Source organism: Acidicapsa acidisoli, assembly GCF_025685625.1.
GTDB lineage: Bacteria > Acidobacteriota > Terriglobia > Terriglobales > Acidobacteriaceae > Acidicapsa > Acidicapsa acidisoli.
In genome coordinates this window covers 853992-879978 of record NZ_JAGSYI010000001.1, presented here as the reverse complement: position 1 = coordinate 879978, position 25987 = coordinate 853992, and the positions used below count along the sequence as shown (strand labels likewise).

Below are 25987 nucleotides of genomic sequence, written 5' to 3'. Positions count from 1 at the left end.
GAAGGGTGGGAACCACAAAGGCCGACGCAACCGCGCTTCAGCCCTACCGCCCAAAGGCCATCACAATCACGCCAAAAACCACAGCAGCCCCCAGTACGATCAGCACCAGCAGTCCGGTAATGAACCAGATCGCCTGCCGCTCATGCTGCGGTGTTGGCTGGGTGATCCCGAAGAAGTTGATAAACCCGTTGGTCACGAATTTAAATAGCCCCATAATGCTCCAACCCCTTCGTTCGCCTGCTGATTCAAGGATGCACGGAAGAGAAATCCGGCCTCATTCTAAAGGTTGAAGAGCTCACGCAGTCGTCGCGTCTGCGCCCGGCTCACCGGAATCTCCGTCTGCTTCCGGTCATCCATGCGCAACTGGTAGCTGGACTTGAACCACGGCACCACCTCGCGAATGTGGTTGATGCTGACCACAAATCCCCGGTGCGCCCGCCAGAAAAGATTCGGATCGAGCAGTTCAAGCAGTTCTTCCAGGGTCCGGCACTTTGAATGCCCCTCGATCGTCGGTGTAACCACGCGGATCGTTCCCTCTTCGATGGCGGCATAGCAGATCTCTGCCTGATCCACCAGCAGAAGCCGGCTCTGCACTTGCACAATCAATTTGCTGGGAGTTGCGCTGCGCGGGGAAGCCTGCTGGCGATGCAGCATCTCCAACAGGGTACTGATTTCGGCGTCCGAGCCGGGTTTCGCTCCGGAACCCGTTCCCGTGCCATTCGTGCCGTTGCCCTCCTGCCCGCCATCGATAAGCCGCGCTCGAACACGAGCCAGAGCCTGCTGAATTCTGCTTCCATCAAATGGCTTGAGCAGGTAATCGACGGCGTTCACGTCGAAGGCGCGAACCGCATACTGGTCGTACGCCGTGGCAAATACGATCTGCGGGAGCCGCTCTACGCCGCGATGCTCGATCAGGTGCTTGAGAACGGCAAACCCATCCAGCCCTGGCATCTGCACATCGAGAAAGACCACATCCGGCTGGTACTCCTCGATAAGTTCCACAGCCTCGATTCCGTTCGCGCCCTCCGCCAGAACCTCTACATTGCCCGCAGCGTCGAGCAGAAACTTCAACTCTTCCCGAGCCAGCCGCTCGTCATCAATCACCAGTGCAGTAATGGGCATGGGATTTGGAGCGTTCAAAGGGGAAGATGGTTGCAGCGAATCGTCCTTCAGCATACCGTTTGCCATGCCAGACCACTTCCTCCACGAACTTCACCCTAAAGAATACTCTTCGGGAGCCGGAACACAGGAGCGAGGTCTTCGTCGGTAGTGGAATCAGTTTGAAAGATACGGGCTTCAGCCCGTACATAGATCCCGCAATAAGAGCGGGGCTTCAGCCCCTGAGGGTTGCCATTTCGTCAAACTGGCCGACTACACCTTAATCGGCAATTGCCCTCAGGCGCGCGGGCATGTGATCCTCGGCCAACTCATGGCCGCACCGGGTGCAGAACTGGTCGGTGATTCGAACCGAGCGGAAGCAGTTCCCGCAGCTGGCGGTAAGCTGATAAGCGCACTGCGGGCAGAAATGAAACTCATTCTGCACATGTGTACCGCACGCGGCGCAAAGCGAAGTAACCGGCAGCCGGAGCAGGAAATAGAGCACCGCGCCAATCCCACCCGGCAGCACAAAGCAGATCACCATCCAGAAACGCGCGCTCATCGAGCGGCGCGGCGCATCCCGGCTGACGTAGCCAACCATCAGGAAGTAAAGCGCGGCCAGCAGCCCCCATGAGAGGTTGAAGTAGACGCGAAGCCCAAGTGGCGCTGGTGGATGGTGACGGGTGGCCGGCAGGATGAGCCACCAGTAATATTCGACAACAACAAACGCGATGCCTGCGGCGATGATCGACCACATGGGGATCAGCCGCGCATCTTCATTGACCGGGAAAGCTTGTGGATCACGCATAGGGGTGTCACGGAAGAATAACTCAGATTAACCGTGCAAATCTACGTAAACAGACGCTCTATGGCCACAGGAAGTTGCGATTTTGAGGGCGGGAAGCGATTTTTTGTAAGGATTGTGTCAGGTTGCGGTAAGAATACTGTCAGGTTGTTACGAAACTTACGATCGCTTGCGCCACCAGCCAGCCACCAGCGCGGCGCCCAGCATCGTGGTGCAAACAATGCAGGCCCACAGGCTCAACTGGCTGCCGGGGTCACCCAGATGCTCGCCGGCGATCAGGCTGTCCGTGGCTTCCCAGAGTAACGGCGCTATCAACAATAGAATCACGAATGTGACAGCCAGAGCCACAGAGCGCACACGGCTCTTGTCCTCTTTTCGCTCCCGAAGCACCCCCAGCGAACTCATAATGACACGGCGAGTCCGCAAGGAAACATCCCGGTCCCGGTTCGCGTCCCGGCCTGTCAGGGCGGACAGCAGATCGGAACTCACTTCAGGAGCCTGCCCAGACGTCTGCGCTGGAGCAGATCCGGCTCGGTTCTCGTTCTGTGTTTCCCCGGCATGTGAAGCTGCGTTCAATCCTGCTCCGATTCTCTATTGCAGCGAACTGACTTGCCGTTCAGAAAGATCAATTTGCAGTGTGCTCCGCCCCGTAGGATCCCTGCAACTTCGGCTTCATGGAAGCCAGACCGCGATACAAGCGTGATTTTACCGTGGAAAGAGGCGCCCGGGTAACTTTTGCTATCTCTTCTAAAGAAAGGTCTTCATGGAAGCGTAGAACCAGAACCTCCCGGTAGAGCGGTTCCATCTGCAGCAATGCCGCAGTCAGCCGCTCCCGATCCTCGCCGCCGGCGCACTGGTCAAATGGCGACGGGCCATCCGCCGCGATCTCAATCCCTATCGGGCGGTCGTCTTCGCCTGCAGCCTCGAACAATTCATCCAGACTCGACATGGTACGCTTGCGCCGCCAATCGATCACCAGATTTCGCGCTACCGTGAACAGCCAGGTGTCGAACCGTGCCTTGCCGTCAAATTGCCCGCCACGAACCAGAACCCGCATCCAAACCTCTTGAAAGAGATCTTCCGCCTGTTCCCGGTTGCTGGTCAGGTAAAGCAAATATCGCAGCAACCGATGCTGATAGCGCACAATCAGCTGGTCGAGCAGTCCGGCATCCTGACGTTTCAGCCCCTGGGCGATCTGCAGGCTTTCCTGGCGAACCAGCTCCTGAGCTTCCCGAACGCTGAGCGATTTGGCGGTCGTGCCATACGTGGTGGCTGAGGCGAACATTGTCATCACAATTCTTTAGACGCAAAATCGCCTCGCCGCGTTGAATAACTTCCGCAAGAAAATGAAAATATTATTCGAGGACCGAAGAATCTCGACAAAAACTTCCGCAATATCAGTGTCATGCATTCCCAATCCGCGCAAGAGCCGCCTAGGAAGACGTGTCTCGTCGGATGCCCACGAACCGATCCGGCCGGGCAGCACCCAAAAGCCCTACACTAAAGAGTATGCAGACTCTCTACGGGATCCATCCGGTGGAAGAAGCGCTGAAAGCGGGCAAGCGCCGTTTCGACCACGTTCTGGTGGCTCGCGAACGCCGCGATGATCGTCTCGAAGCGATAGTCTCCCTCTGCCGCGAACTAAAAATCCGTCTCCGCACCGAGCCACGTGAGACACTCACCGACATCGCCCGCACTCCCGCTCATCAGGGCGTGGTCGCTTTCGTTCGCGCGCAGGAATTCCTCTCCATAGAAGACATCCTGGAGCCCACCAGCTCGCCGCGTCTCGTTCTCGCGCTCGACGGCATAGAAGATCCCCAAAACCTCGGCGCGTTGCTGCGCTCGGCCGACGGCGCCGGAGTGGATTCTGTGGTCATGACCGAGCGTCGCGCCGCCCCGCTCAGCGCCGTCGCAGCAAAAGCCGCAGCCGGTGCACAGGAACATCTGCGCATCGCCCGGGTCGTCAACCTGGTCCGGTCTCTGGAGGATCTGAAGCGCAACAATATCTGGATCATCGGCCTCGACGAACGCGGCACCATGGACTACGACCAGTTCGACTTCAGCGGAGACTGCGCTCTGGTGATGGGCCGCGAAGGTGACGGCCTTCACGACCTCGTCCGTCGAACCTGCGACCACCTGCTGCGCATTCCCATGGCCGGCGGTGTAAGCTCGCTCAATGTCTCCGCTGCCGGAGCCGTCGTGCTTTTCGAAGCTTACCGCCAGCGCCGCAACAAGCTCCGAGGCGAAACGCAGGACAAAAGCGCGGCAGCGCCGTCCAAACCGAGGAAGCTGAAGGGCCTTGGTTCGTAACGGTGGGGGATCAGCTGGAGACAAGTTTCATGAAAGCAAGCGTTCTTCCCGCAGCCGCCTCGACCATGCTCGCGGCCTTGTTTCTGTCCGCTGCGCTGATAGACCAAGCCGCCGCCCAGACATCGACTGGCGCGCCGCCCGTCTCTTCGGACACCATCCAGCAAACGGAGCAAAACCAGGCAAAGAAAAGCAAAGTCATCCTCGAAAGGTCAACCGACGAGAATGGCCAGGTTGTCGACCAGAAGGCGGATGGCCCTGCTCCCAACGCTTCCTCTGGAAGTTCTGCAACGTCCCAACAGTCCGCCAAGGCTTCTGCGCAGCCCACGGCCGCAGATACTGAGCGCTCCGCCCTCACATATACGGATTTCGATTTCGATCTCCGGCTCCGCCCAGCCGAAGCCCATCTCGCCGTGCGTGCGCTAGTCACAGTCCGCAATGACGGCAAAGTTCCGCTCGTCCACTTGCCCTTGCAGCTCTCCTCGGATCTGAACTGGGAGCTGATTCGGCTGAATAACCGCCAGATGCCATTTACGACAGCCGTGCTCAACTCCGACGCCGATCACACCGGCCAGCTCCACGAGGCTGTTATCACGCCACCCGCTCCGTTGGCTCCCGGCGCAAGCCTGCAACTGGACGTGACCTACTCCGGCTCGATCTCCCAATCCACCAAGCGCCTGCTCGCCATCGGAACCCCAGACGAAGTCGCGGAGCGCTCCGACTGGGACCGCATCAGCACCGATTTCACCGGCTTGCGCGGCTTCGGTAACGTGGTCTGGTATCCGGTCTCGTCCGTGCCAGTCATTCTCGGCGACGGCGCCCGGCTCTTCGACGAAATCGGCGACCACAAACTGCGCCTGACCGGAGCGCACTTTCGCATGGCGCTCACCGTTGAGTACGCCGCCGGCCTCGCTCCCAACGTCGCCCAGACCATAGCTCTGATCAACGGCCGCACAGTTCCGCTTTCCACCTCTTCGTCCACAGACACGACGCTGCCCGCCATCGCAACCGCCCACGTCGACGACTCCGTCCTGGGCTTCGAAACTCCCAGCCTCTTCCTAGCCAACCGAACCAGCCACGCCGCGACCAATATGACCCTGTGGACTCGACCCGAGTCAGACGCCAATGTTGGCACATGGTCCGCCGCAGCCACTGAAGTAACCCCATTCCTGCAAGGCTGGCTCGGCGTAAAGCCCCGTGCCCAACTCGTCGTGTTGGATCTGCCCGAGGACGGCGATATCCCCTACGAAACCGGCTCGCTCCTTGCCACCCCGGTCCGCGCAGCCACCGTTGACGTGCTCGATGGCGTCATGGCTCACGCGCTCACTCACGCCTGGGTCATGTCGCCCAGGTCGTGGCTCAGCGAAGGTGTCGCGCACTTCATGGGTACGCTGTGGATCGAAAAGCAGCAGGGCCGCGACCGAGCCCTGGCCACGCTCGACAATGCGCGTGGAGCATTGACCCTCGCCGAACCGGAAAGCCCCGGCGAAAGCGATGGGCAACCTCTGGTCGCCTGCATCTCGCCTGTCTACTATCGCACCAAAGCCGCCTACGTCTTCTGGATGCTGCGCGACCTGGTCGGCGACGCAGCGCTCTCGGCCGCACTCCGCGCCTACGATCCCGCAAAAGACACCACGCCCGACGCCTTCGAAAAGGTGATCGAACAGGCCGGCCAGCGACGCAATCTCGCCTGGTTTTTCAATGACTGGGTCTACAAGGACAGAGGACTCCCCGACCTTTCCATCGAAAGCGTCTATTCGACGCCCGCCTCTGCGCAAGGCTCATATCTAGTAGCCGTCAACCTCGCCAACAACGGCTATGCAGCCGTCGAAGCGCCGGTGCAGGTCATCAGCGATCTCACCACGGTCACGCAGCGCGTCCTGCTCGCCGGACGCAGCAAAAGCGTGCAGCGCATCCTGCTTCAAGGCATCCCCAAAGAAGTGCGGCTCAACGACGGCACCATCCCCGAAACCCAGGCCACAATTCACAGCAAGCTAATCGAGAGCCTTGCGCCTAAACCCTGATGTCGGGAGCTACATGCCACCCAGCGCCTTTGCAATCCCAGCCTCCACCAGCGGATTCATAATGGCGTACCCAGCCGGAGTGGGATGCACGCCATCCTTGCTCAGCGCCGGTGGCAGACCGCCGCGTCCGTCCACCATGGCGGAGTAGAAATCCACATAAACGTACCCGTGGCTTTCCGCATACGACTTAATCCAGTTGTTCAGCGCGATCACTTTTGTCGCAGGTTCCCGTCCCGGTCGCCAGGGAAAGTCGAAAGCCGGCGTAATCGAGCAAAGCACCACCCGAATTCCATTGACCTTGGCCAGATCCGCCATTGAGGCCAGATTGTCCTCGGTCTGCTCCGGCGTCATATCCCCGGTGTTCCCGGCAATGTCGTTGATCCCTGCAAAAATCACCACGGCGCTCGGCTTCAGTTCGATCACATCCTGACGGAAGCGCAGCAGCATCTGCGGCGTGGTCTGCCCGCTGATCCCGCGATTGATATACAGTCTGCCCGCAACCGGCGCCTCCGGAGGAACGCCGTTGTGGACCCAGGCCTGCGTGATCGAGTCGCCCATGAAAACAACCCGCTGCTCGTCGGGAACAGGAGCGGGCACCGCCGCATCTTCCTGGTGAAACCGCTTGAGATTGGCAAAATCCGTGCGCCGCAACGCTTCCTCCTGCTTGGCGTAGTCCAGATATGACCGTTCACTCGGCGAGATCTCCGTCTTCGTCTCCGGAACCTGTGCCGCAGAGGGGCTTGCCGCGCTACTCTGCTGACCGCTCGCCACGCAAGAGCTCAGCCCCAGCCCCACCACTATCGCGCACGTCGCTAGCGCAAGTCCCTCAATTCGCCCGATTCCACCCAAACGCATCGCTCTCCGCATCCAACCCCCTCCCATGCTGTATCTATCTCATCCTCATCGCGAACCGGGTCGAGAACCAGACTTGTTCAGAGCCCGATGACCAATATCCCGCCGGAAATACATGCCCGCAAAGCTGATTTTTTCCATCGCCCGGTAAGCGCTCTCAAGCGCCTCGGTCAGCGTATCAGACGCGGCAGCCACTCCCAGCACCCGGCCGCCGCTGGTACATACCTTGCCGTCCACCATAGCGGTTCCGGAGTGAAAAACCTGCACACCGGGAATCGCAGCCGCGTCTTCCAATCCCGAAATCGCAAACCCTGTCTGAAAGCTCCCCGGATAGCCGCCCGAGCTGGCGATCACGCATGCGCTCGCTCCTGGCTTCCAGCGGAACTCTGTCTTGGCCAGCCGTCCCTCGACACACGCTTCCAGCGCCTCCAGGAGGTCGCTCTCCAGCCGCAGCAGGATCGCCTGCGTCTCGGGGTCTCCAAACCTGGCGTTGAATTCGAGCACCTGCGGTCCGCGCGCCGTCATCATCAGCCCGATATAGAGCACGCCGACGAACGGACTATCTTCCTGAGCCATCCCGCGAACCGTCGGCCGCGCGATGTGATGCATGATCCACTCCTGCATCTCCGGCTCCAGAATGGAATCGGTCGAGTACACTCCCATGCCGCCGGTATTCGACCCCGTATCGCCTTCGCCGATGCGCTTGTGATCCTGCGCCGGAACCAGCGGAGAAACGTGATTACCATCCGTGAGGCACAGAAAGCTGACTTCTTCGCCAACCAGAAACTCCTCAATCACCAGTTGCTGTTCCTGCGAACCAAGCAGCTTGCCAGTGAACAATCCCTGCGCAGCTTCAAGAGCCGCCCTGCGCGACTGGCAGATCACTACGCCTTTGCCCGCAGCAAGGCCATCTGCCTTGACCACAATCGGCGCGTGAAAGAACTCAATGGCCTTTTCCGCCTCCACCAACGATTTGCAAACCGCGTAGTTCGCCGTAGGAATCTTGTGCCGCTGCAAAAACCGCTTGGCGAAAGACTTGCTCGACTCAAGCATTGCGGCCGCCTTCGTAGGCCCGAAGACCTTCAATCCCCGAAGCTGCAAGGCGTCCACCAGTCCCAGCGAGAGCGGCAACTCCGGACCGACCACGGTCAAATCCGCCTGCTCGGCAACCGCCACCTGCACCATTCCGTCGAGATCCGAAAGTGACACCGGCACCAGCCTGGCCACTTGAGCAATGCCCCCATTACCCGGCGCGCAAACAACCTCTGTAACTCGCGGACTCCTGGCGATGGCCCATGCCAACGCATGTTCCCGCCCACCCGAACCAAAAATCAGAACCTTCATGACTTCCTCTACCTGATACGTTGCTGGGAAATATACCGCCAGATATGGACCAAGACGACAACGGCCTGCTACCAGTTACAGCCTATCCGAGCCAGCCGCACCCGTGCGAGCGCAATCCAGGTTTCCCGGCAAAGACCGCAGGCACTTCAGCGTCCAACTGTCCGCTATACTTCCGCTAGGATGCTGCCGGTCTTAGCCTTTGACCAATGCGTGACCAATGTTTGCCCAACGAATGAACAACACCCTCGAAAGCCTCGCCGACCAGCAACAGCGCACCGCCCGCCGCAATGCCCAGCGGCTCAATTTCGACCGCAATCAGGCCATCGGCCTGCTCCTCGCCGTCGCCGGTGTTCTTGCATACCGCCTGTTGCACACTCCATCGGAATGGCTGTTCCCCCAGGGTTGGTGGCGTCTTTGGTAGCGGCATCCGTTTCTAATGATCCTCTCGCAGTCCTGATCCTCGGACCCACCGGAAGCGGCAAAACGGCGCTGTCGCTGGCTCTCGCTGAGCGCTTCAATGGCGAAATCATCAGTTGCGACTCAGTCGCCGTCTATCGCGGAATGGACCTCGGCTCCGCCAAGCCCTCCGTCGAAGAACAAGGCAGAGTCCCGCATCACCTCATCGACGTCGTCGATCCCGACCAGCCCTTCACCGCCGGCGAATACTCCCGTCAGGCGCGTCACGCAATGCGCCAAATCGCTGAGCGCGGCCACCTGCCGCTTGTCACCGGCGGCACCGGCCTCTACCTGCGCGCTCTGACTATGGGCCTCTTCTCCGGTCCCGCCCGCCAGGAAGACCTGCGCGCCCGGCTCATCCGCAGCGAAAAGCGCCACCAATCCGGCTGGCTGCACCGAATATTGCAACGCCTCGATCCAGCCTCAGCCGCCCGCATCCACGCCAACGACACCCCAAAGCTCATCCGCGCCCTCGAAGTCTGCCTGACCGCCAAACAGCCGCTTTCCGCAGCCTTCGCCTCTGGCCGCGACCCGCTCACCGGCTTCCGCCTGCTGCGCATCGGCCTAAACCCGCCTCGAAAAGAACTCTATGATCGCCTAAACCGCCGCGCAGCCCAGATGTTCCAAGCCGGCCTAATCGAAGAAACCAGCAGCCTCTTGGCCCGCTACGGCAGAGTCAAAGCCCTCGACGCCCTCGGCTACCGGCAGGCCCTCGCGGTCCTCGACGGCGCCATGTCGCCCGAAGAAGCCATCACCGCCGCCCAGCAGGGCCATCGCAACTACGCAAAGCGCCAGCTAACCTGGTTCCGCCGCGAGCCCAATGTCCACTGGATCGAAGACTTCGGCGACACCCCCCAAGCCACACAAACGGCAATCGGCCTCATCCAGAACGCCAATCCCAACGCCAATCCCGAGTCAAATCGCGGCTAAACTCAAAGCATGCGCCTCGAACATCTGGCCACCCCCGAGTCCTTCGACGCCTTTCTCCATGGCTTTGAGAACGGCACCCTCCCCAAGCCCGAGTGGACGCATGGCGCTCACGTGGCGTCAGCAGCAAACTACCTGTTCGGCTCGACTGTCGCAGTGGTTCTCCCGCAGATGCGCGCCCGCATCAGTGCCTATAACCGTGCTGTTGGCGGAGCAAACACAACCACCTCCGGCTATCACGAAACCCTCACCCGCTTCTGGCTCGTCATCGTCGCCGAATTCCTCCGCCAGCGCCAGCCGCAATCCCGCCTTGAAGCCGCCCGTCAGGCTGTGGAGGTTTTCGGCGAGGCCCGCACCCTCCATACCCTGTACTACTCCGGCGACGTCGTCAAAGACTCGGCGGCTCGCAGGGAGTGGCGTCCGCCAGACCTGCTTCCGCTCCCAGATTGCGAAGCATGATCCTGAAACCCGCCAGACCGCATCCATTAGACTGATGTGTGGCAAGAGCGACCGCAGGATGACGCTGCGCGCCCGGAAGGAAGACCCTTGGCAGAGACAATTTACGACGTAGCAATCATCGGCAGCGGCCCGGCTGGATATACCGCCGCCATCCGCGCCGGCGAATTCGGCCTCAAGACGGCTCTCATCGAAAGCTCCGGCGCGCTCGGCGGCACCTGCCTCCACGTCGGCTGCATCCCCACCAAGGCGCTGCTCTTCCATGCCGAAGTCTGGGATCACCTCAAACACGGAGCCGATTACGGCATTGACGGCGTTACTCAGCCAGTCCTCAACTGGCAGCAGGGCCTTAAGCGCAAAAACGCCATCATCGCCAAGCACGTCAAGGGACTCGAATTCCTGATGCGCAAAAACAAGGTCAACACCATCGAGGGCTACGGACGCCTCACCGGCCCCGCCAAAGATGGCATCCACACCGTCAGCATCTACACCGAGGGCGGCGGCGGAGCAGCCGGCGAGCAGAGCTTTATCAAGGCGAAAAACGTCATCGTCGCCACCGGCTCCCAGGCCAAAATGCTTCCCGGCCTCGAAGCCGATACGCGCATCCTCACCAACATCGAAATCCTCTCCATCCCCGCTCTTCCCAAGTCGCTCGTGGTCATTGGAGCAGGTGCCGTCGGCGTCGAGTTCGCCTCCATCTTCCGGAGCTTCGGTACGGAAGTCTCCATTATCGAGTTCCTGCCCCGGCTCGTCCCAGTCGAAGACGAAGAAATCTCCAAGGAATTGACCCGCCAGTTCAAAAAGCGCGCCATCGATATCAACACCGGGGCCAGGGTCGAAAAGGTTGAGAAGACAACCGACGGCGTCAGAGTAACCTTCACCGACCAGAACGGCAAATCGCAGGTCAAGGAAGCCGATAAGGTGCTCATCGCCGTCGGCCGTTCCCCGCGCACCGATAACATCGACATCGACAAGACAAAGATCGAACTAGACCGCGGCTTCATCAAGACCAACGAGTGGATGGAAACCGCCGAGCCCGGCATCTACGCCATCGGCGATATCGTCGCCGGCATGCCACAGCTCGCCCACTCCGGCTCTATGGCCGGCATGGTCGCCGTCGCCAAGATCGCGGGCAAGCACTTCCGCCCCATCAATCGCCTGCGCATCCCCGGCTGCACCTACACCGAGCCGCAGATCGGCTCCGTCGGATTGACCGAAACGGCAGCCAAGGAAAAGGGCCACGAAGTGAAAATCGGCAAGTTCCCCTTCGCCGGAAACTCCAAAGCCACCATTGTCGATTCCCACGACGGCTTCGTGAAGATCGTCTCCGACGCAAAATACGGCGAAATCCTCGGCGTCCACATCATTGGTCCCTCGGCGACGGAAATCATCGCCGAAGCCGTTGTCGCCATGGACCTCGAAGGAACGGTAGACGAGCTGATGTACACCATCCACGCGCATCCCACGTTGAGCGAATCCATGCTCGACGCCTACGGCGCAGTCGAAGGCCTCGCCATCAACGCATAAACTGTCATTTGCTGACGCGTGCGGTGCGGGTGCGGGTGCCCCAGGTCTCGATTTTGAGACCTGGGATCACTGATCTGGATTCAGGGATCTACTTCGGCTTCTGAGCATCCGGTGGTTTATTGGTATCCGGCGAATTCGAAATGTTCGTTCCCTCGTAGATAATCGTCGAGGACGATCCGAACTGCTTGTAGTCGGTATATTTCACCGTCTGGCGCACATGCACATCCTCGCCCAGGTAGCCGTTCCCCCCCGTGAAGTGCAGCACCCCATCGCCCTTGGTGTACGTCGGAAACCAGTTCTCTCCATCCACCTGCTCGCGGTAGGTGGTAAACGGCGTCGATAGATCTTCGTGCCCTTTGCGCAGATCGTCCGGCACATTCTTGCCATTCGTGATCACAATCTGCAGCGCGTCCGCATCCACCCAGATCTTCCCCTGAAAATACCGTTTGTTCTTCTCGATCACCTTGGGGGCGACCTCGAAGACATAGCAGGGCACCTGGTCGACCGTCTGGCGGCCAACATACTTGATGTCGTATTGCCCCGCGTCCTCCGTCGTCAGGACAAACGGCAACCGCTGCTGAATGTCCTGGAAATCGGCCGGGGACATGCTGATCCGCTCCAGGCTGCTCGCCGGAGCAAACACCACCTTCTCCGTTCGTTTGCCATCCGGAGTGAAGATGACATCGTCCACCTGGTAGTACTCGCCGTCCACCTTGCCGTCGTCGTTGACCGTCTGCACCCTGACCGTACGCCGGTAGGTGTAGTGATTCAGCGCCTGGCGAAATTCGGACTCCTTGGCCGTGAATTTGTGAATGATTTCGTCCGGAGAGATCGGTGGTTCGGTAATATCCATCGGCCCGTAACCCGAATCGAGCGGCATAGGCGTATAGGAAACCGTGGCATTGGCGTCATGCTTCTTCTTGTCGCTGCCCCAAACCACCCCGGCACACAAAACCATGCCGAAAAGGAGAACTAAACCACTTCGGCGCACCATTTTGCATTTCCCAGTTACCGTGGACACGTGCTTTTGCTCCGATCATTTTCGACAACAACTACAACTTTAGACGCATATAGCTTGACCGGGTTAAGAAGGATGATACATACGGGTCTAAATGCCGCTGAATTTTCGTGACAGTCCATCGAAGCCCATGATTCTCTCTAATCAGTGTGGACGTTGATGAACTCCTCGTGGTTTCCTTTCCGCACAGCTTTGTGCACACTGCGGGCGTTCACAATATGAAAATTCAGGCTGGCGTCTGCGATCAATACGCGGGCTCGGGTCCGTCCATAGGCAATTTTTTGAGTCCGAACCGAACCGAGAAGGAGTCTGCTGTCAGTTTCAATGCCCGATGACTATCAGATTCCGTCTATAACCCTGATCGCAGCGCTCATGCTGGCGTTTGCCTACCTGCACGCGCGCTTCCGCAGTGTTCGAACACTCCTGTGGATGCTCGCTCTGAGTTGCACCGGGCTTCAGGAGATCCTCCTGTGGATGGTCAACCAGTGGGTCATTCCGCCCGGCGCCGGGATACCTCACGCAGTTGTATGGCTCAAGGTTGCGGGGGAGTCGTTGTTGATGCTCTCTTCCGCGCTCTTTCTGGCCTCGCTGTCACCTTTCGGCTTTCAGATGGGCCGGCGACGCATCCTGTTTGTCGTTCCCTACACGGTTCCTCTGTTGCTGTATACCTTTCTCTATTACGGCTATACGCAGTACTCCACCCGGCCGTTTCTGTGGGTTTATCTACTTCTGGCTTATTGGGCGGCTGCCGTAGCCATCCCCTGGAGTTTACAGAAGGGCCCGGTTCCCGTCTGGCTTTCCGTTCTGATAGTCGCAGTCGCCGGAGCGATCTGTATCCCGTACTACATTCATGGCAATGTGTACTTCCCGCTGCTCGTGGTCGAGTCGGGCAACATGCTCATGGCGGCGCTCCTGGTCGTTTACAACTTTCGCCGGCTGTCTCCAGGCGTCTTTCTCACCACCTCGGGCTTCATTGCCTCCGCTCTGCCGCCATTCTTCCTCATCCGGCCCGAAATGCGGGCAATTCTGCTCGGACTGCTCCTTGCCCGTATTGCCATTCTGGGCAAGGTCATTATTGCCATGGGACTCATCCTGTTGGTTTTGGAAGACGAAGTCGACAAGAATGAGACCGCTCAGCAGAGGGAGCGCCGCGTTCGTCTGGAGCTGGAGGCCTATGCCCGTCAGTCGCTGACCGCGCGCAACCTGGAAGAGTTCGACCGCGAGACCAGCCACCTCTGCGGCATGATTGTTGAGCACAGCTGCTTCGCCTCTGCGGCCATGGTCGTGCGCAACGCCAGCGGCGCATACAAGCTGGTCGGTTACGCTGGCATGGACGGCGCTACAGCCGGCGCTCTGGATTCGCTGGCTCAGCGCCTGCCCTCGGACTGCTTCTCCAACAACGGAGAGGCGCTCGTTCCCGACAGCAAGTCCCTGAGTCTTGACCTGACTCCGTGGCTGACTCCCGGCGACGATCTGGAACGACTGCGCCTGACCCGCGTCGGCGCGGTTCCCATGCTCGGCCCCGACAACTCTCCAGAGGGCGCGATCCTGATCACTGCGCCCCGGACACCCTTGCCGCACCTCCGCGCCGACGACATGCTGCCCATGGAGATACTCTCCGGCCGCCTGCAGGCAGCCCGCGCCCAGGCACTCATGCTCGGCAAGCTCATCGACTCTGAGCGCTTCGCGGGAGTCGGACAACTGGCCAACAACGTCGCCCAGCAGCTCAACAATCCCCTCACCGTCATCCTCGGTTACTCCGCCCTGATTGAGGAAACCGTGCCGGGAGGCGTCGAAAGCCGAGGAGCTGAGGCCATCACGGTCGAGGCACGACGAATGAAGGGAATCCTCGAGAGGCTCTCGCGTTTCTCTCGCCTCTCCACCGAGCGCTTCAACTCGTTTTCGGTCGTCGATCTCATCACGGACATCGAACAGATGCACCGACCCGATTTCCTGCGCCATTCCATCGAATTCCGCCTCACTGTTGCGCCCGATCTGCCCGCAATCTTCGGCAACGCGCACCAGATTCGCCAGGCTCTGTTGCACGCAACGCAATACGCCATCGACAGCGTCCTTCGAGTTGGTACAAACCTTGAAAAATCGGTTCATATCGAAGCGACCGCGCCCACATCAGAAGACGGCCGCGTTCAGGTCGTCATCTCCCATTCCGGTCCGGGATTCGCCCATCCGGAGCGAGCCTTCGATTCGCTTTCCTCAGGTTTCGCCGGCAGCGAATCCACCTCCATCGGCCTCAGCCTCTGCGCCGCCATCGTCCGCGAACACCGCGGCAACATCACTGCTACGAATCTCGATCCGACCGGAGCCGCCATCATTCTAGACCTTCCCATAAGTTGACCTTCCTGTAGGCTGATCTGCCCATAAGCTGACGCAGCTCCAAAGCACCATCTTCCAGAGAGATGTAAACTTCAGTTTCCCGCGCAGCTTTCAACCGGCGCGCATGGGAATACATCGATCCAGAAAAGGGATGCTGTGATGCGGAATCGTCTTCGTTGGTTTGCGGCCTCAGTCTTCTTTCCGGTCTTGCTCTTCTCCATCTGCCCGCCAAAGGAACTCCCAGCCCAGGCCCCGGCTAAAAGACCCATGACTTTCGCCGACATGATGCAGATGCGCCGCCTCGGCGACACCGACGTCTCGCCCGACGGCAAGTGGCTCCTCTATTCCGTAACCGACGTCGATCTGGCCCAGAACACCCGCACCCCAAAACTATGGATTCAGCCCGTTACCGGTGGAGAGCCCAAACAGGTCGAAGGCACCCAGCCCGCCGACGGCGGCGCACGGTTTTCGCATGACGGCAAGCAGCTACTTTTTCTCTCCAGCCGCTCCGGCAGCCAGCAAATCTGGCTCGCCGACTTCGACCTGGCCACCGGAACGACAACCAACATTAGAAATGCCACAAAGAACGTGAGAAATCCGGCAACTAACGTTGGAAGTCCGACAAGCAATGCTGAAAATCCGGCAATCAACATACCGGAAGCCGACAATGCGTTGTGGTCTCCCGACGGCAAAAGTATCGTCTTCACTGCCTCCGTCTACCCCGACTGCCGAGCCATCACGCCCGAAAACCCCGATGGCGCGAAGTGCACCATCGACCGCGACGCAGCCCAGGCAGCCAGCAAAGTCAAAGCCCGCATCTTCGACCACCTGCTCTACAAGCACTGGAACGCCTTCACCGGCGACAAGCGCAGCCATCTCTTCCTGCTGACTGTAGAAACCGGAGCCATCCGTGACCTGACACCGAACGACCCGCGCGACGTCCCGCCATTTTCGCTCGAAGGCGGCTGTGGCTGCGCGTTTTCTCCTGATTCCAAAGAACTTGCTTTCACCGAAAACCTCGACGAAGAACCAGCCATCAGCACCAACGCCGACATCTTCACCCTCAATCTGACCAATTCCACAGCCAAGCCAGTAAAAATCTCCACCAGCCCGGGCGGCGACTTCAACCCTGCTTACTCACCTGACGGCAAATACCTCGCCTGGCGCAGCCAGGCCCGCCCCGGCTACGAAAGCGACAAATTTCGCCTAGTGATCTACGACCGCACCACCAAGCAAATAAAAGACTCGCTCCCAAATTTTGATCGATGGGTGGACGAGTTTGTCTGGTCGCCAGATTCGAACAAGATCTACTTCGTAGCTGGTAACGACGGAATGGCGCAAATTTTCGATGCTAGTCGCAATGGAATCGACAAAACAGGAACGGGGTTGAATAGGTTTGTTGGCGCTGATTCGAACGAGGGGGAATTCAATGATTTGCATATAGCCGGGGACGGAAAAACGCTGTTGGCGACTCGAATGAAAGTAGGACAACCCGGAGAGGTTGTTCAAATTAGACAATTCGTAGAACCGCAGCGAGAGAAGGGCGACGTTGTCATCGGAACAGACTTTGTTGGAAGCAAGCAAGAGTTAGAAAAGCTGGTCGCGCTTGGAGACCCCGAGAAAAAGGAAATTACAAAAATCACTCATCTAAACGATGATCTGCTGGCAAAACTGGACTTATCACAGCTAGAATCCTTCTGGTTCAAAGCCGCTGATAAGACAGAGGTTGAGGGCTTCCTCATCAAACCCCCAGCCTTCGACCCTGCCAAGAAATACCCCGTCAAATTCCTGATCCACGGCGGCCCGCAAGGCGCATGGGGCGACTCCTGGAGCTACCGCTGGAACGCTGAACTCCTTGCCGCCAACGGTTACGTCGTCGTCATGATCAACCCGCGCGGCAGCACCGGCTACGGCCAGACTTTTGTCGATGGTGTGAACGGCGACTGGGGCGGCAAACCATTCACCGACCTGATGCTCGGCCTCGACTACGCCGAGAAAACCTACCCGTTTATAGACAAGAACCGCGAATGCGCCCTCGGCGCAAGCTACGGCGGCTACATGGCCAACTGGATTCTCGGTCATACCAATCGCTTCAAGTGCATCGTCACCCATGACGGCATGTTCGACCCCGAATCCGCGTACGGATCGACGGAAGAGCTGTGGTTCAACGAGTGGGAGTTCAAAGGCAAGCCCTGGGACTACTACGGCCATCCCGACTCCGAAAATCCATTCCGCCGATGGTCCCCGGCGCTCTCGGCCAAAAACTTCAAAACCCCCACGCTCGTCATCCACAGCCAGCTCGACTACCGCCTCGATGTCTCGGAGGGCTATCAGCTCTTCACCACGCTCCAGCGCCTCAAAGTTCCGTCCAAGATGCTCTATTTCCCCGACGAAGGCCACTGGGTGCAGAAGCCGCAAAACTCTGAGCTCTGGTACAAGACCGTCAACGCCTGGGTCGATCAGTGGATTGGAAGTGCAGGGATCGGAAGCGCAGGGAGCAGGGAACAGGGAACAGGGAACAGGGAATAGAAATGCCATTTGGTCGCGCCAAGAAACAATCCGATCCCCTCGACGAAAACGCCCTGCACGAGTACGCCGTGAAGTCCCTCGGCCGCCGCATGAGAAGCGAATCGGAACTTCGCCACCTCATGCAGGCCAAAGTTGAGCGCGAAGAGACCGGTGCGGCCAAAGTCAACCAAGTCATCGCCCGCCTCAAGGAATACGGCTACCTCGACGACACTGCTTTCGCCGAAAACTACACCCAGCTCCGCCAGCAGAACGAGAAATTCGGTGCTCGTCGCGTCAGCCAGGAGCTGAACCGCAAAGGCATTGCCCAGCAGACGATCGCAGAGACCATCGAAACCAAGTACGCCGAGGTTAGCGAAGAAGCCTTGGCCCGCCAGCACCTCGAACGCAAGCGCATCCGCAAGCCCGAAAACGAAAAAGAGACCGCCCGCGTCATGCGCCGCCTCGTCACAGCAGGCTTCTCCGTAGGCGTCATCTACAAAATCCTCCGCCAGTGGGACGTTCCCGACGAGACGTTGATGGCCCTCGAAAATCTGGAAGAACAACCGGGCGAAGAATAGCCCGGCTGCAAGCAGTGCGGTCATTTCGCCAATTACACTGAATTAGCCATGCAATATCGATCCGGGAACGAGATTCGCGAACAATTTCTGCGCTTTTTTGAGTCGAAGCAACACCGCCGGGTGGCTTCGTCCTCGCTGGTGCCTGCCAATGATCCGACGCTGCTCTTCACCAACGCGGGCATGAACCAGTTCAAGGACCTCTTCACCGGCGCCGAGAAGCGCGAATACACCCGCGCTACCACCTCGCAGAAGTGCGTCCGCGCGGGCGGCAAGCACAACGATCTGGAAAACGTGGGCTTCACGCGCCGCCACCACACCTTTTTCGAGATGCTGGGCAACTTCAGCTTCGGCGACTACTTCAAGCGCGAAGCCATCCAGTACGCCTGGGAACTCGTTACCAGCCCTGAGTGGTTCGGCATCCCCAAGGACAAGCTCTACGTCACGATCTTTGAGGGTGCGCCAGACTATGGCGTTCCGCGCGACGACGAGGCCGAACAGTTCTGGATCGAAACCGGCGTGCCGCGCGAGCGCATCTTCGAGTTCGGCCTCAAGGATAATTTCTGGCAGATGGGCGAAACCGGCCCTTGCGGCCCCTGCTCCGAAATCTTCTATGACATGGGCATTGAGGCGTCGTCATATGGCCCCGGTGTGCGGGACAGAGATCGGCCATTTGGAGAGGACGATGCCCGCTACGTAGAGATTTGGAACCTAGTTTTTATGCAGTTCGACCGCGCGGCGATTGTCGAGGGCGGCAAGACCACCGGCTACTCCCTCACACCTCTGCCCAAGCCCAGCATTGATACAGGGATGGGTCTGGAGCGAGTCGCAGCGGTTCTACAAGGTAAGATCTCCAATTTTGAGACGGATCTTTTCACACCCCTCATCACCCGAGCCGCCGAGTTGACGGGAACTGAGGACAAAGTATCGAATGCCAGTTTACGCATCATTGCCGACCATGCACGTGCGGCAACATTCCTGATCAGCGATGGGGTTCTGCCTACGAATGAGGGCCGCGGCTATGTTTTGCGCAAGATAATGCGGCGAGCAATTCGACATGGAAGAGAACTCGGAACGGAGAGCCCCTTCCTATACCAAATGGTGTCCGCAGTTCGGGACGAAATGCTCAAAGCCTACCCCGCGCTGGCTGCAGACGCAGACAGGGTGGCAAAGGTGATTCATGGAGAAGAGGTCCAATTTGCCCGAACACTGTCCATGGGCCTAGCTGAGCTTGAGGACGAACTTGAGGCGGTAGCGACTGCGTGGGAACGTGCATGTGAAATTATCAGTGACCGTGAATCAAAATACGATGAGGGCTACACTGAGGCTCAATTCGACGAAGCTCAAGCGCTCGTCGATGGCGGTAAAATCCTAAGTGGGGCTAGAGCGTTTCATCTCTACGAGACCTTTGGCCTTCCCGTAGACTTTATGGTCGATGCCGCCCGCGATGCGGGCGTAGCCTTCGACGAAGCAGGCTTCGAAGCCGCCCGCGCCGAAGAGCAAGCCCGCGCCCGCGCAAGCTGGAAAGGCGGCGCAGCGAAGACCGCCAGCCCGGCATTCCGCGACCTGCCCAAGACCGACTTCCTTGGCTATTCGCAATTCGTGGCCAACAGCGCCGAAGTCCTCGCCATCGTGAAAGACGGCGTAGGCGTTCCCGCAGCCAAGGCAGGTGACTCCGTCGATGTCGTGCTCGACCGCACCAGCTTCTACGGCGATTCCGGTGGCCAGATTGGCGATACGGGGCGGTTTACTTCTCCCGATGGCAACCTCACCGTTGCTGAAATCACTGGCTGCGTTCTGCCCGTGCAGGGAGTCCGCGCACACAAGGCCGTGCTCAAGCAGGATCTGGCTGTCGGAGATCATGTGAACACTGTCGTCGATGGAGTGCGCCGCAACGCGATCAAGCGCAACCACACCGGTACGCACCTCCTCCACGCAGCGCTTCGGCAGGTTCTCGGGACGCACGTCAAGCAGGCCGGCTCGCTCGTCGATCCGACGCGGTTGCGCTTTGACTTCTCCCATTTCGCTCAGGTCGCCGACGAAGAACTCGAAGAGATCGAATCCATCGTCAATCGCGAAGTGCTTGGTAACACCGCCGTTCAAACCATGGTCGACGTTCCGATCGACGTAGCCGTGAATGAGTACCACGCCATGGCGCTCTTCGGCGAAAAGTACGGCGACAAGGTCCGCGTGGTAAAGATCGGCGACTTTTCGACAGAGCTGTGCGGCGGCACGCACACCGGCGCAACCGGCGAAATCGGCCTCATCAAGATCGTCGGCGAAGGCTCCGTCTCCTCCGGCGTTCGCCGCCTTGAAGCCATCAGCGGCACTGGCGCTCTCGACGAGTTCCGTCGCGACTTCTCCGTCGCACAACTGGCCGCGCAGGTTGCTCCGCCTTCGAATGGCTCTGACCTTTCGGGATCGCTGCGCGGCAAGCTCGCCGACCATGAAGAAGAGCTGAAAAAGCTGCGCCGCGAACTGGATGAGCTGCGCATGAAGTCAGCTTCGGGCAACCTCGACGCAGCTCTTGCCTCAGCCGTTGAAGTCAGTGGCGTCAAGGTCGCGACACTCCGCGCTGATGGTCTCGAACGCGGCCAGCTTCGCACGCTGGTGGACAATCTGAAGCAGCGTCTGGGCGAGGGCGTCGTCGTCCTCGGCTCCGTACAGCCGGAGGGTAAAGTCGCCATTATTGCTGGAGTTACACCGGGGCTGACGAAGCGCATTCAGGCCGGGAAGCTGGTTGGCGCTGTGGCGAAACTGGTCGGCGGCTCAGGCGGCGGTAAGCCCGAGATCGCCGAGGCAGGCGGCAAAGACCAGAGCCAGTTGGGCGCGGCGCTGGAGGCTGTTCCGGGGATTGTGAAGGAATTTCTCGGTTAAAAGGCGGGGAATTCCCGGTTCCGAAGTACCGTTTACCCGCGGGGAACCTTTCGCGGCAAGTGTCTCCTCTGGTATCGCATTGGTCGCGGCCGTCGCGGTAGAGTCAAACCAGCAGGGTCTGTTTCGCTCGCGGCGGTACCCCGCAGCGAGCCCAGACTGGAGACAGCTACGCGGATGCATAAATCGCTGAGGCCGATGGGACTGGCTTGCTGCCTGCTGGCAGCGGCGTGGTCGTTCTGTGCTCCGGCGTTCGCCGTAGGATTCTCCCGTTCCTCGACCCGGCATTCAACTCCCGTGGAATCAGCGTGGGATCGAGCTGTGCGGCTGCGCGATCAGTTGGAAGCCACGCCGAAGGAGAAGCGCACCCGGGAAAGCTACGAGGAAGTGCTGGATGCGTTCCGGGGGATCTACCATCAGAAGCCCGGGTCTGCCAAAGCTCCGCCTGCGGTCGCTGCCGTAGCCGACCTGCTCGCTGAAAAGGGTCGCGTTCTCTCCGATCAGCACGCGCTGCGGGCGGCCATCGGGCAGTATGAATTTTTGCGGGATCAATACCCGCATAGCTCTCAGGTTGACGATGCCTTGTTGCTGGAGGCGGAGATCTGCCGCCAGGACCTGAAAGACAAGGCCTGCGCCGAAGAGAAACTTCGGCAGGTCATTGCCGAGCGCCCGGACAGCTCATTCAGCGAGCAGGCGGGGATCGAATTGCGGGAGATCGAAGCTCCTCCGCCGCCAGCCGGAAAGACGGCCAAAGCCCGGCGATCAATGGCTCCAGTGATTCCAGCGCCCGAAGTTGCCGCGGATTCGACGACGCCTCCCAGCAGTGGTACCAAAACTCGCGCCAGCCGTTTGAGCAGCCAGGTTGCCCAGACTGATGCGGCGCCATCGAACGCCCAGGTAATCCTCGATGACGCGCCGGTGCAGGTTCCGACGAATTCAGGCAATGGGCAGACATCCTCTGGCTCTGGCCGGGTGGTGATGATTACCGGTATGCGCCACTGGTCCAACCCGACCTCGACGCGCATTGCCATCGATCTTGGCGGCAAGGTGGAATACGAGGCGGCGCGGGTTCCCAATCCCGATCGGATTTTTTTTGATCTGCATGGGGCGCGGCTCGCTTCGAGCCTCAATGGGCACCAGGTTGAGGTGGTGGATGATGGCTATCTCAAGCGCATTCGCGCGGCGCAGTTCCATCCGGACGTGACCCGAGTGGTGCTGGATGTTACGGATGTTAGCGAGTATTCGGCGTTCTTGCTGCCCAATCCGTGGCGGCTGATTATTGACGTTCACAGCGACAAATCTGCTGGAAAGCTGGCTCAGGCCAATGGCACCTCGGCAACCGTCGGGCCTTCGCAGCCGATTGCGCCCGCTACTCGACCGGCCACCAGTGCGGAGAGCACGATTGCGGATGTGGCGAAATTGAGCAGTGAGCCGGCGAAGGTTCCGGCGACGGCTGGGCCGACGAGTGGGCCAGTCTCGGCGCGCGTGACGACTCCCGCGCCTGCCCTGGATTCGGGCAGCAGTACGGCTTCGGCGGATGCTTCCGCAGCGGGTGCGACTGGCAGCAACGTCGGGAAGAGCCGCAGGAAGGGCAAAAGCGGGTCGACGTCGGCGGGCAATTCGACAGAGGCGGACGCGGTTCCTCATGCCGCAGAGCCAACCGCCGACGGAGAGCGTTCGCTGGTACGGGCGCTGGGGTTGAAGGTTGGGCGCATCGTCATCGATCCGGGGCACGGCGGGCATGATTCCGGAACGCTTGGCCCTGGTGGTATTCAGGAGAAGGACGTGGTGCTGGATGTTGCGCTGCGCGTGGGCAAGCTGCTGCATAAGCGTCTGGGTGCGGAGATTGTTTACACCCGCGATGACGATACGTTCATTCCGCTGGAGACGCGCACCGCGATTGCCAACAAGGCACAGGCGGACCTATTTTTGTCGATTCACGCGAACTCGAGCCCTGAGCCCTCGGCGCGCGGCGTGGAGACTTACTACCTGAATTTTACTTCCGACCCGAATGCGTTGGATGTTGCGGCGCGCGAGAATGCGATTTCCAACAGCTCTGTGCATCAGCTTTCCGATCTGGTGCGCAAGATTACTCTAAGGGACAAGATCGACGAGTCGCGCGAGTTTGCCGCCGATGTAGATGCGGGTCTTTATGACGGATTGAAGTCGGGCAATCCTGGGTTGCGAGATCGCGGCGTGAAGAAGGCTCCGTTTGTGGTGCTGATAGGCGCGCAGATGCCGTCAATCTTGGCGGAGATCAGCTTTCTTACCAATCCCGATGACGCCGAGCAATTACGGGAAGGCAGCTACCGGCAGCGGATTGCCGAATCGCTGGATGCCGGCGTGGAGCGTTATCTGCGCGGGCTGAGCGGGACCAACCCGGTTGAGAAGGCGAGGAGTTCGACCAAGAGTTCAATTGAAAGCGGCGAGCCGGCGGGACAGTAATGGCTGATCAGTGGATGGCCCACATCAGAATGCTTAAGAAGATCGGGTGCCCCACATCTTGTTCAAGTTCGAGATGTGGGGCATCCTCATTTGCGCGCAAGGCGGCTGCTAATGCACTGGTGGAGCTGGATGCGACATGGCAGGAGCAGTGATTCGGGGTGGTGCGATGGAATGTGCAGCCGATTTTATGCCGGCGATTTTTGCCTGCATGTCGGTTGGGCCTTTTGGCACTTTTACTTCCTGGAGCCGGATGGTTTCGAAGCCGCGCCGATGGGCCACAATCCGGTAATCGAAGGCGACGCTCGAACTTCCGCTGCCCAGCTCACGCACCACAAAGCCCGCCGATGTTGTGCTCGCTACGTAGAGGCCGTGACAGTCGCCCTTTGGAGTGAGAAAGACATGGTAGTTGGCTGTCGAGTCGATCGTCTGGAGAAATCCGGGATCGAGCGAGACTTGCACTGCGCCTGCTTGCAACTGCGCCGTGCCGAAGTCTTCAAACCAGTTCTCCGGGCTTTCGACGGCGTAAAGCGCCACATCCCGGCCATCCTGTAGTTTCACCCTCGCGGATTTGCTTCCGGAGACGGTCAGGTTGCCGCTGATGTCCAGGTTGCCGTTCGCATCTACTGTGAAGACCTGCGTAGTGGCGCTTCCGGACAGACCTTGCAGGATCAATCCTGACCCGCTGTGAGCTACGAACTGGCCGGCTACAGCGTTCGGGCTCTCGACAAACCCGACGACTCCAACTGGCGTGCCGGAAGTTGAGCTTGCATAACCGAAGATTCCCGGCGCGTTGTTGCTCGCAGTTTGGCCAAATACGCCGAAGGCTGTCCCCGTCGTAGCCCATGCCGCTCCAGCAACACCTGCTCCGAAACCCGTGGTAAAAGTCGATCCATTCACGCCGTAGGCATTGCCTGTAGTTGCAATAGCATTGCCGCTCACTCCGTTTCCGTTGGTGCTGGCGCTCTGGCCGAAGACGCCGTTGGTGTAGCCGGAAGTTGCGTCGGCGTAACCAGCCACGCCGGAGCCGCTGGTGCTGACGGTGTCTCCCCAGACGCCCAGCGTGCCGCCCATGCCGCCTACTCCAACATTGTTCGGGCTGTCGCCGTACACGCCGGAACCGTTGGTGCTGGCACTGTAGCCGTATACACCGGCGGTGTAGCCGGAGGCCGCATTAGCAAAGCCGCTCAAGCCGTTTCCGCTGGTGCTGACGGTCTGACCATAGACGCCGTTGGCATAACCTGTTGTGGCGCTGTTCACTCCAACCACGCCAGCGCCGCTTCCGCTAGAATTCTGGCCGTAGACGCCGCTCCCATTATTGGAAGTCGCGGTGGCGTAACCGGCGACACCAGCTCCGTTTACGCTGGCGCTGGTTCCGGATACTCCGCTCCCGTAGCCTGTCGTCGCATTGGAAACGCCAACGACGCCGCTTTGGCCTGCGCCGGAGGATGTCCCGCGAACAGCGATGCCGGAGCTGACGGCATCGAGTTTCGCGCCCGGTGTCCTGGTGCCTGCTCCGACGTTGTCCAGCGTCTGAAAGAGGATCGAGTCTCCCAGACTATCGTCGCCGGTCCAGATTGGAATGAAGTCGTTCATGCCGTGGCCTCGCACTGACCGGCCATGGTCGTCATGATCGCCTCTGAAATTTTCGGTTTGCAGAGCGTTTCGTTGCGCAACGGAGAGATTGCCGTTTGCCAGGCCAGACGAGGGTGTTGCCTGGCCTTGTGACAACGCATAGGCTGAGGCCGGTTTTCCGCCCAGCGTGTCGGCGTCTGCGGCCTTCAAGGCGTAGGGCACTGCCACCAGCAGCACACGTGGCAGCTCGCTTTGTCCGGCTAGTTCCGGCTGCACGCCAAGCCAGAGCGCGTTGCCGGAGGCAAAGAGATCGATCGGCAAGCCAGCCGCCGATCCTGCACCCAACAGCACGGTATAGCGGCCTTGCGCGTCCAACTGCAGGTTCTGAGTTTCCGTCCAGAGGGCTGCACCTTCCTGTTCTTTATAGAAGTTGAAGGTCACGGCCACGATGCCGGTCGCGGGTTTGCCGTCTGGGTCTGCCACCACGCCGCTGAACTTCATTAGACGTGGGACATTGCTGTTCACGGCGTCCGGCAGGGCCGTTGTCATGGCTGTATTGCTGGGGGGCGCGGTCCTGAGATCCTGGGCAACTGCCCAGTGTTGCACTGCCAAGGCTAACAGCAGTCCTGGGGCGAAGCCTGAGGCGCACCTGAGCGCACTCCACCTGTCGATTCTGGTCATTGCATCCCCTCCTGTTGAACGGGAATTGCCCGGTTCGATTCGGTATCAAGCTGTTGATTTTTGGTTGAGGGTCACAGCAGGGCTCACCACGAGAATCGCGGAGCGGATCCGGGAAGCCGAAGGATGGCGAGCTATGCTCTACTGCCCGAGCCCGATGCAATCAGCTTTGCGGAACAATGTGCGG

Annotated in this window: 20 protein-coding genes; 11 read left to right on the top strand and 9 right to left on the bottom strand. The window is 59.7% G+C overall.

Annotated elements, in window-relative coordinates; all coding sequences use genetic code 11:
- Positions 1–43 precede the first annotated feature (43 nt).
- From OHL23_RS03610 to OHL23_RS03590, 5 genes are all read right to left on the bottom strand, one after another.
- Positions 44–214, bottom strand: coding sequence for a hypothetical protein (locus OHL23_RS03610; protein ID WP_263350403.1), 171 nt, complete (start codon positions 212–214; stop codon positions 44–46).
- A 65-nt stretch (positions 215–279) separates the two neighbouring features.
- Positions 280–1122, bottom strand: a complete 843-nt coding sequence (locus OHL23_RS03605; protein WP_263351720.1) for a LytR/AlgR family response regulator transcription factor — start codon at positions 1120–1122, stop codon at positions 280–282.
- Positions 1123–1378: 256 nt separating this feature from the next.
- Entirely contained in the window at positions 1379–1906 is a 528-nt protein-coding gene (locus OHL23_RS03600) for a zinc ribbon domain-containing protein (protein WP_263350402.1), read from the bottom strand.
- 156 nt (positions 1907–2062) lie between these two features.
- Positions 2063–2479 carry a hypothetical protein gene (locus OHL23_RS03595; protein WP_263350401.1) on the bottom strand — a complete coding sequence of 139 codons (417 nt, stop codon included), beginning with the start codon at positions 2477–2479 and terminating at the stop codon, positions 2063–2065.
- A 49-nt stretch (positions 2480–2528) separates the two neighbouring features.
- Complete coding sequence (locus OHL23_RS03590; RefSeq protein ID WP_263350400.1) at positions 2529–3194, bottom strand: RNA polymerase sigma factor; 666 nt, start codon at positions 3192–3194, stop codon at positions 2529–2531.
- Between the two features lie 218 nt (positions 3195–3412).
- Here OHL23_RS03590 and rlmB point away from each other — a divergent pair, with 218 nt between their 5' ends.
- Both rlmB and OHL23_RS03580 read left to right on the top strand, forming a co-directional pair.
- Positions 3413–4213, top strand: a complete 801-nt coding sequence (gene rlmB, locus OHL23_RS03585) for a 23S rRNA (guanosine(2251)-2'-O)-methyltransferase RlmB (RefSeq protein ID WP_263350399.1) — start codon at positions 3413–3415, stop codon at positions 4211–4213.
- A 29-nt stretch (positions 4214–4242) separates the two neighbouring features.
- Positions 4243–6234 carry a gluzincin family metallopeptidase gene (locus OHL23_RS03580; protein ID WP_263350398.1) on the top strand — a complete coding sequence of 664 codons (1992 nt, stop codon included), beginning with the start codon at positions 4243–4245 and terminating at the stop codon, positions 6232–6234.
- A gap of 9 nt (positions 6235–6243) precedes the next feature.
- On the opposite strand, the gene OHL23_RS03575 is transcribed toward OHL23_RS03580, so the two are convergent.
- Both OHL23_RS03575 and purD read right to left on the bottom strand, forming a co-directional pair.
- Positions 6244–7101, bottom strand: coding sequence for an SGNH/GDSL hydrolase family protein (locus OHL23_RS03575; RefSeq protein ID WP_263350397.1), 858 nt, complete (start codon positions 7099–7101; stop codon positions 6244–6246).
- A gap of 33 nt (positions 7102–7134) precedes the next feature.
- On the bottom strand, positions 7135–8430 hold the full coding sequence (purD, locus tag OHL23_RS03570) for a phosphoribosylamine--glycine ligase (RefSeq protein WP_263350396.1): 1296 nt from the start codon (positions 8428–8430) through the stop codon (positions 7135–7137).
- Between the two features lie 217 nt (positions 8431–8647).
- Here purD and OHL23_RS03565 point away from each other — a divergent pair, with 217 nt between their 5' ends.
- The 4 genes from OHL23_RS03565 (at position 8648) to lpdA (ending at position 11796) form a co-directional block, all read left to right on the top strand.
- Entirely contained in the window at positions 8648–8851 is a 204-nt protein-coding gene (locus OHL23_RS03565) for a hypothetical protein (RefSeq protein WP_263350395.1), read from the top strand.
- On the top strand, positions 8845–9816 hold the full coding sequence (miaA, locus tag OHL23_RS03560; RefSeq protein ID WP_263350394.1) for a tRNA (adenosine(37)-N6)-dimethylallyltransferase MiaA: 972 nt from the start codon (positions 8845–8847) through the stop codon (positions 9814–9816). The genes OHL23_RS03565 and miaA overlap by 7 nt, the downstream gene beginning before the upstream one ends.
- A gap of 9 nt (positions 9817–9825) precedes the next feature.
- Positions 9826–10272, top strand: a complete 447-nt coding sequence (locus tag OHL23_RS03555) for a hypothetical protein (RefSeq protein ID WP_263350393.1) — start codon at positions 9826–9828, stop codon at positions 10270–10272.
- 87 nt (positions 10273–10359) lie between these two features.
- The gene (gene lpdA, locus OHL23_RS03550; protein ID WP_263350392.1) at positions 10360–11796 is read left to right on the top strand and encodes a dihydrolipoyl dehydrogenase; all 1437 of its coding nucleotides are present in this window, start codon (positions 10360–10362) and stop codon (positions 11794–11796) included.
- Between the two features lie 88 nt (positions 11797–11884).
- Here the strand turns inward: lpdA and OHL23_RS03545 are convergent, their stop codons facing one another.
- Positions 11885–12790, bottom strand: a complete 906-nt coding sequence (locus tag OHL23_RS03545; protein WP_263350391.1) for a LolA-like protein — start codon at positions 12788–12790, stop codon at positions 11885–11887.
- A gap of 348 nt (positions 12791–13138) precedes the next feature.
- Between OHL23_RS03545 and OHL23_RS03540 the strand changes: the two genes are divergently transcribed.
- From OHL23_RS03540 to OHL23_RS03520, 5 genes are all read left to right on the top strand, one after another.
- A complete protein-coding gene (locus OHL23_RS03540) occupies positions 13139–15169 on the top strand; it encodes a sensor histidine kinase (protein ID WP_263350390.1) in 2031 nt (676 codons plus the stop codon).
- A gap of 138 nt (positions 15170–15307) precedes the next feature.
- The gene (locus OHL23_RS03535; protein ID WP_263350389.1) at positions 15308–17677 is read left to right on the top strand and encodes a S9 family peptidase; all 2370 of its coding nucleotides are present in this window, start codon (positions 15308–15310) and stop codon (positions 17675–17677) included.
- 2 nt (positions 17678–17679) lie between these two features.
- Positions 17680–18234 (top strand): regulatory protein RecX, encoded by a 555-nt coding sequence (locus OHL23_RS03530; protein WP_263350388.1) that lies wholly within the window; start codon positions 17680–17682, stop codon positions 18232–18234.
- Positions 18235–18282: 48 nt separating this feature from the next.
- Positions 18283–21108, top strand: coding sequence for an alanine--tRNA ligase (alaS, locus tag OHL23_RS03525; RefSeq protein ID WP_263350387.1), 2826 nt, complete (start codon positions 18283–18285; stop codon positions 21106–21108).
- Positions 21109–21282: 174 nt separating this feature from the next.
- A complete protein-coding gene (locus OHL23_RS03520; RefSeq protein ID WP_263350386.1) occupies positions 21283–23550 on the top strand; it encodes an N-acetylmuramoyl-L-alanine amidase in 2268 nt (755 codons plus the stop codon).
- Between the two features lie 108 nt (positions 23551–23658).
- Here OHL23_RS03520 and OHL23_RS03515 read toward each other — a convergent pair whose 3' ends face one another.
- Positions 23659–25803 carry an autotransporter outer membrane beta-barrel domain-containing protein gene (locus tag OHL23_RS03515; protein WP_263350385.1) on the bottom strand — a complete coding sequence of 715 codons (2145 nt, stop codon included), beginning with the start codon at positions 25801–25803 and terminating at the stop codon, positions 23659–23661.
- Positions 25804–25987 lie beyond the last annotated feature (184 nt).

Coding starts and splice junctions, on each gene's coding strand:
- OHL23_RS03610 (WP_263350403.1), bottom strand. CDS start 214: ATGGGGCTATTTAAATTCGTGACCAACGGGTTTATCAACTTCTTCGGG.
- OHL23_RS03605 (WP_263351720.1), bottom strand. CDS start 1,122: ATGCCCATTACTGCACTGGTGATTGATGACGAGCGGCTGGCTCGGGAA.
- OHL23_RS03600 (WP_263350402.1), bottom strand. CDS start 1,906: ATGCGTGATCCACAAGCTTTCCCGGTCAATGAAGATGCGCGGCTGATC.
- OHL23_RS03590 (WP_263350400.1), bottom strand. CDS start 3,194: ATGACAATGTTCGCCTCAGCCACCACGTATGGCACGACCGCCAAATCG.
- rlmB (WP_263350399.1), top strand. CDS start 3,413: ATGCAGACTCTCTACGGGATCCATCCGGTGGAAGAAGCGCTGAAAGCG.
- OHL23_RS03580 (WP_263350398.1), top strand. CDS start 4,243: ATGAAAGCAAGCGTTCTTCCCGCAGCCGCCTCGACCATGCTCGCGGCC.
- OHL23_RS03575 (WP_263350397.1), bottom strand. CDS start 7,101: ATGCGGAGAGCGATGCGTTTGGGTGGAATCGGGCGAATTGAGGGACTT.
- purD (WP_263350396.1), bottom strand. CDS start 8,430: ATGAAGGTTCTGATTTTTGGTTCGGGTGGGCGGGAACATGCGTTGGCA.
- OHL23_RS03565 (WP_263350395.1), top strand. CDS start 8,648: ATGTTTGCCCAACGAATGAACAACACCCTCGAAAGCCTCGCCGACCAG.
- OHL23_RS03555 (WP_263350393.1), top strand. CDS start 9,826: ATGCGCCTCGAACATCTGGCCACCCCCGAGTCCTTCGACGCCTTTCTC.
- OHL23_RS03545 (WP_263350391.1), bottom strand. CDS start 12,790: ATGGTGCGCCGAAGTGGTTTAGTTCTCCTTTTCGGCATGGTTTTGTGT.
- OHL23_RS03540 (WP_263350390.1), top strand. CDS start 13,139: ATGCCCGATGACTATCAGATTCCGTCTATAACCCTGATCGCAGCGCTC.
- OHL23_RS03535 (WP_263350389.1), top strand. CDS start 15,308: ATGCGGAATCGTCTTCGTTGGTTTGCGGCCTCAGTCTTCTTTCCGGTC.
- OHL23_RS03530 (WP_263350388.1), top strand. CDS start 17,680: ATGCCATTTGGTCGCGCCAAGAAACAATCCGATCCCCTCGACGAAAAC.
- alaS (WP_263350387.1), top strand. CDS start 18,283: ATGCAATATCGATCCGGGAACGAGATTCGCGAACAATTTCTGCGCTTT.
- OHL23_RS03520 (WP_263350386.1), top strand. CDS start 21,283: ATGCATAAATCGCTGAGGCCGATGGGACTGGCTTGCTGCCTGCTGGCA.
- OHL23_RS03515 (WP_263350385.1), bottom strand. CDS start 25,803: ATGACCAGAATCGACAGGTGGAGTGCGCTCAGGTGCGCCTCAGGCTTC.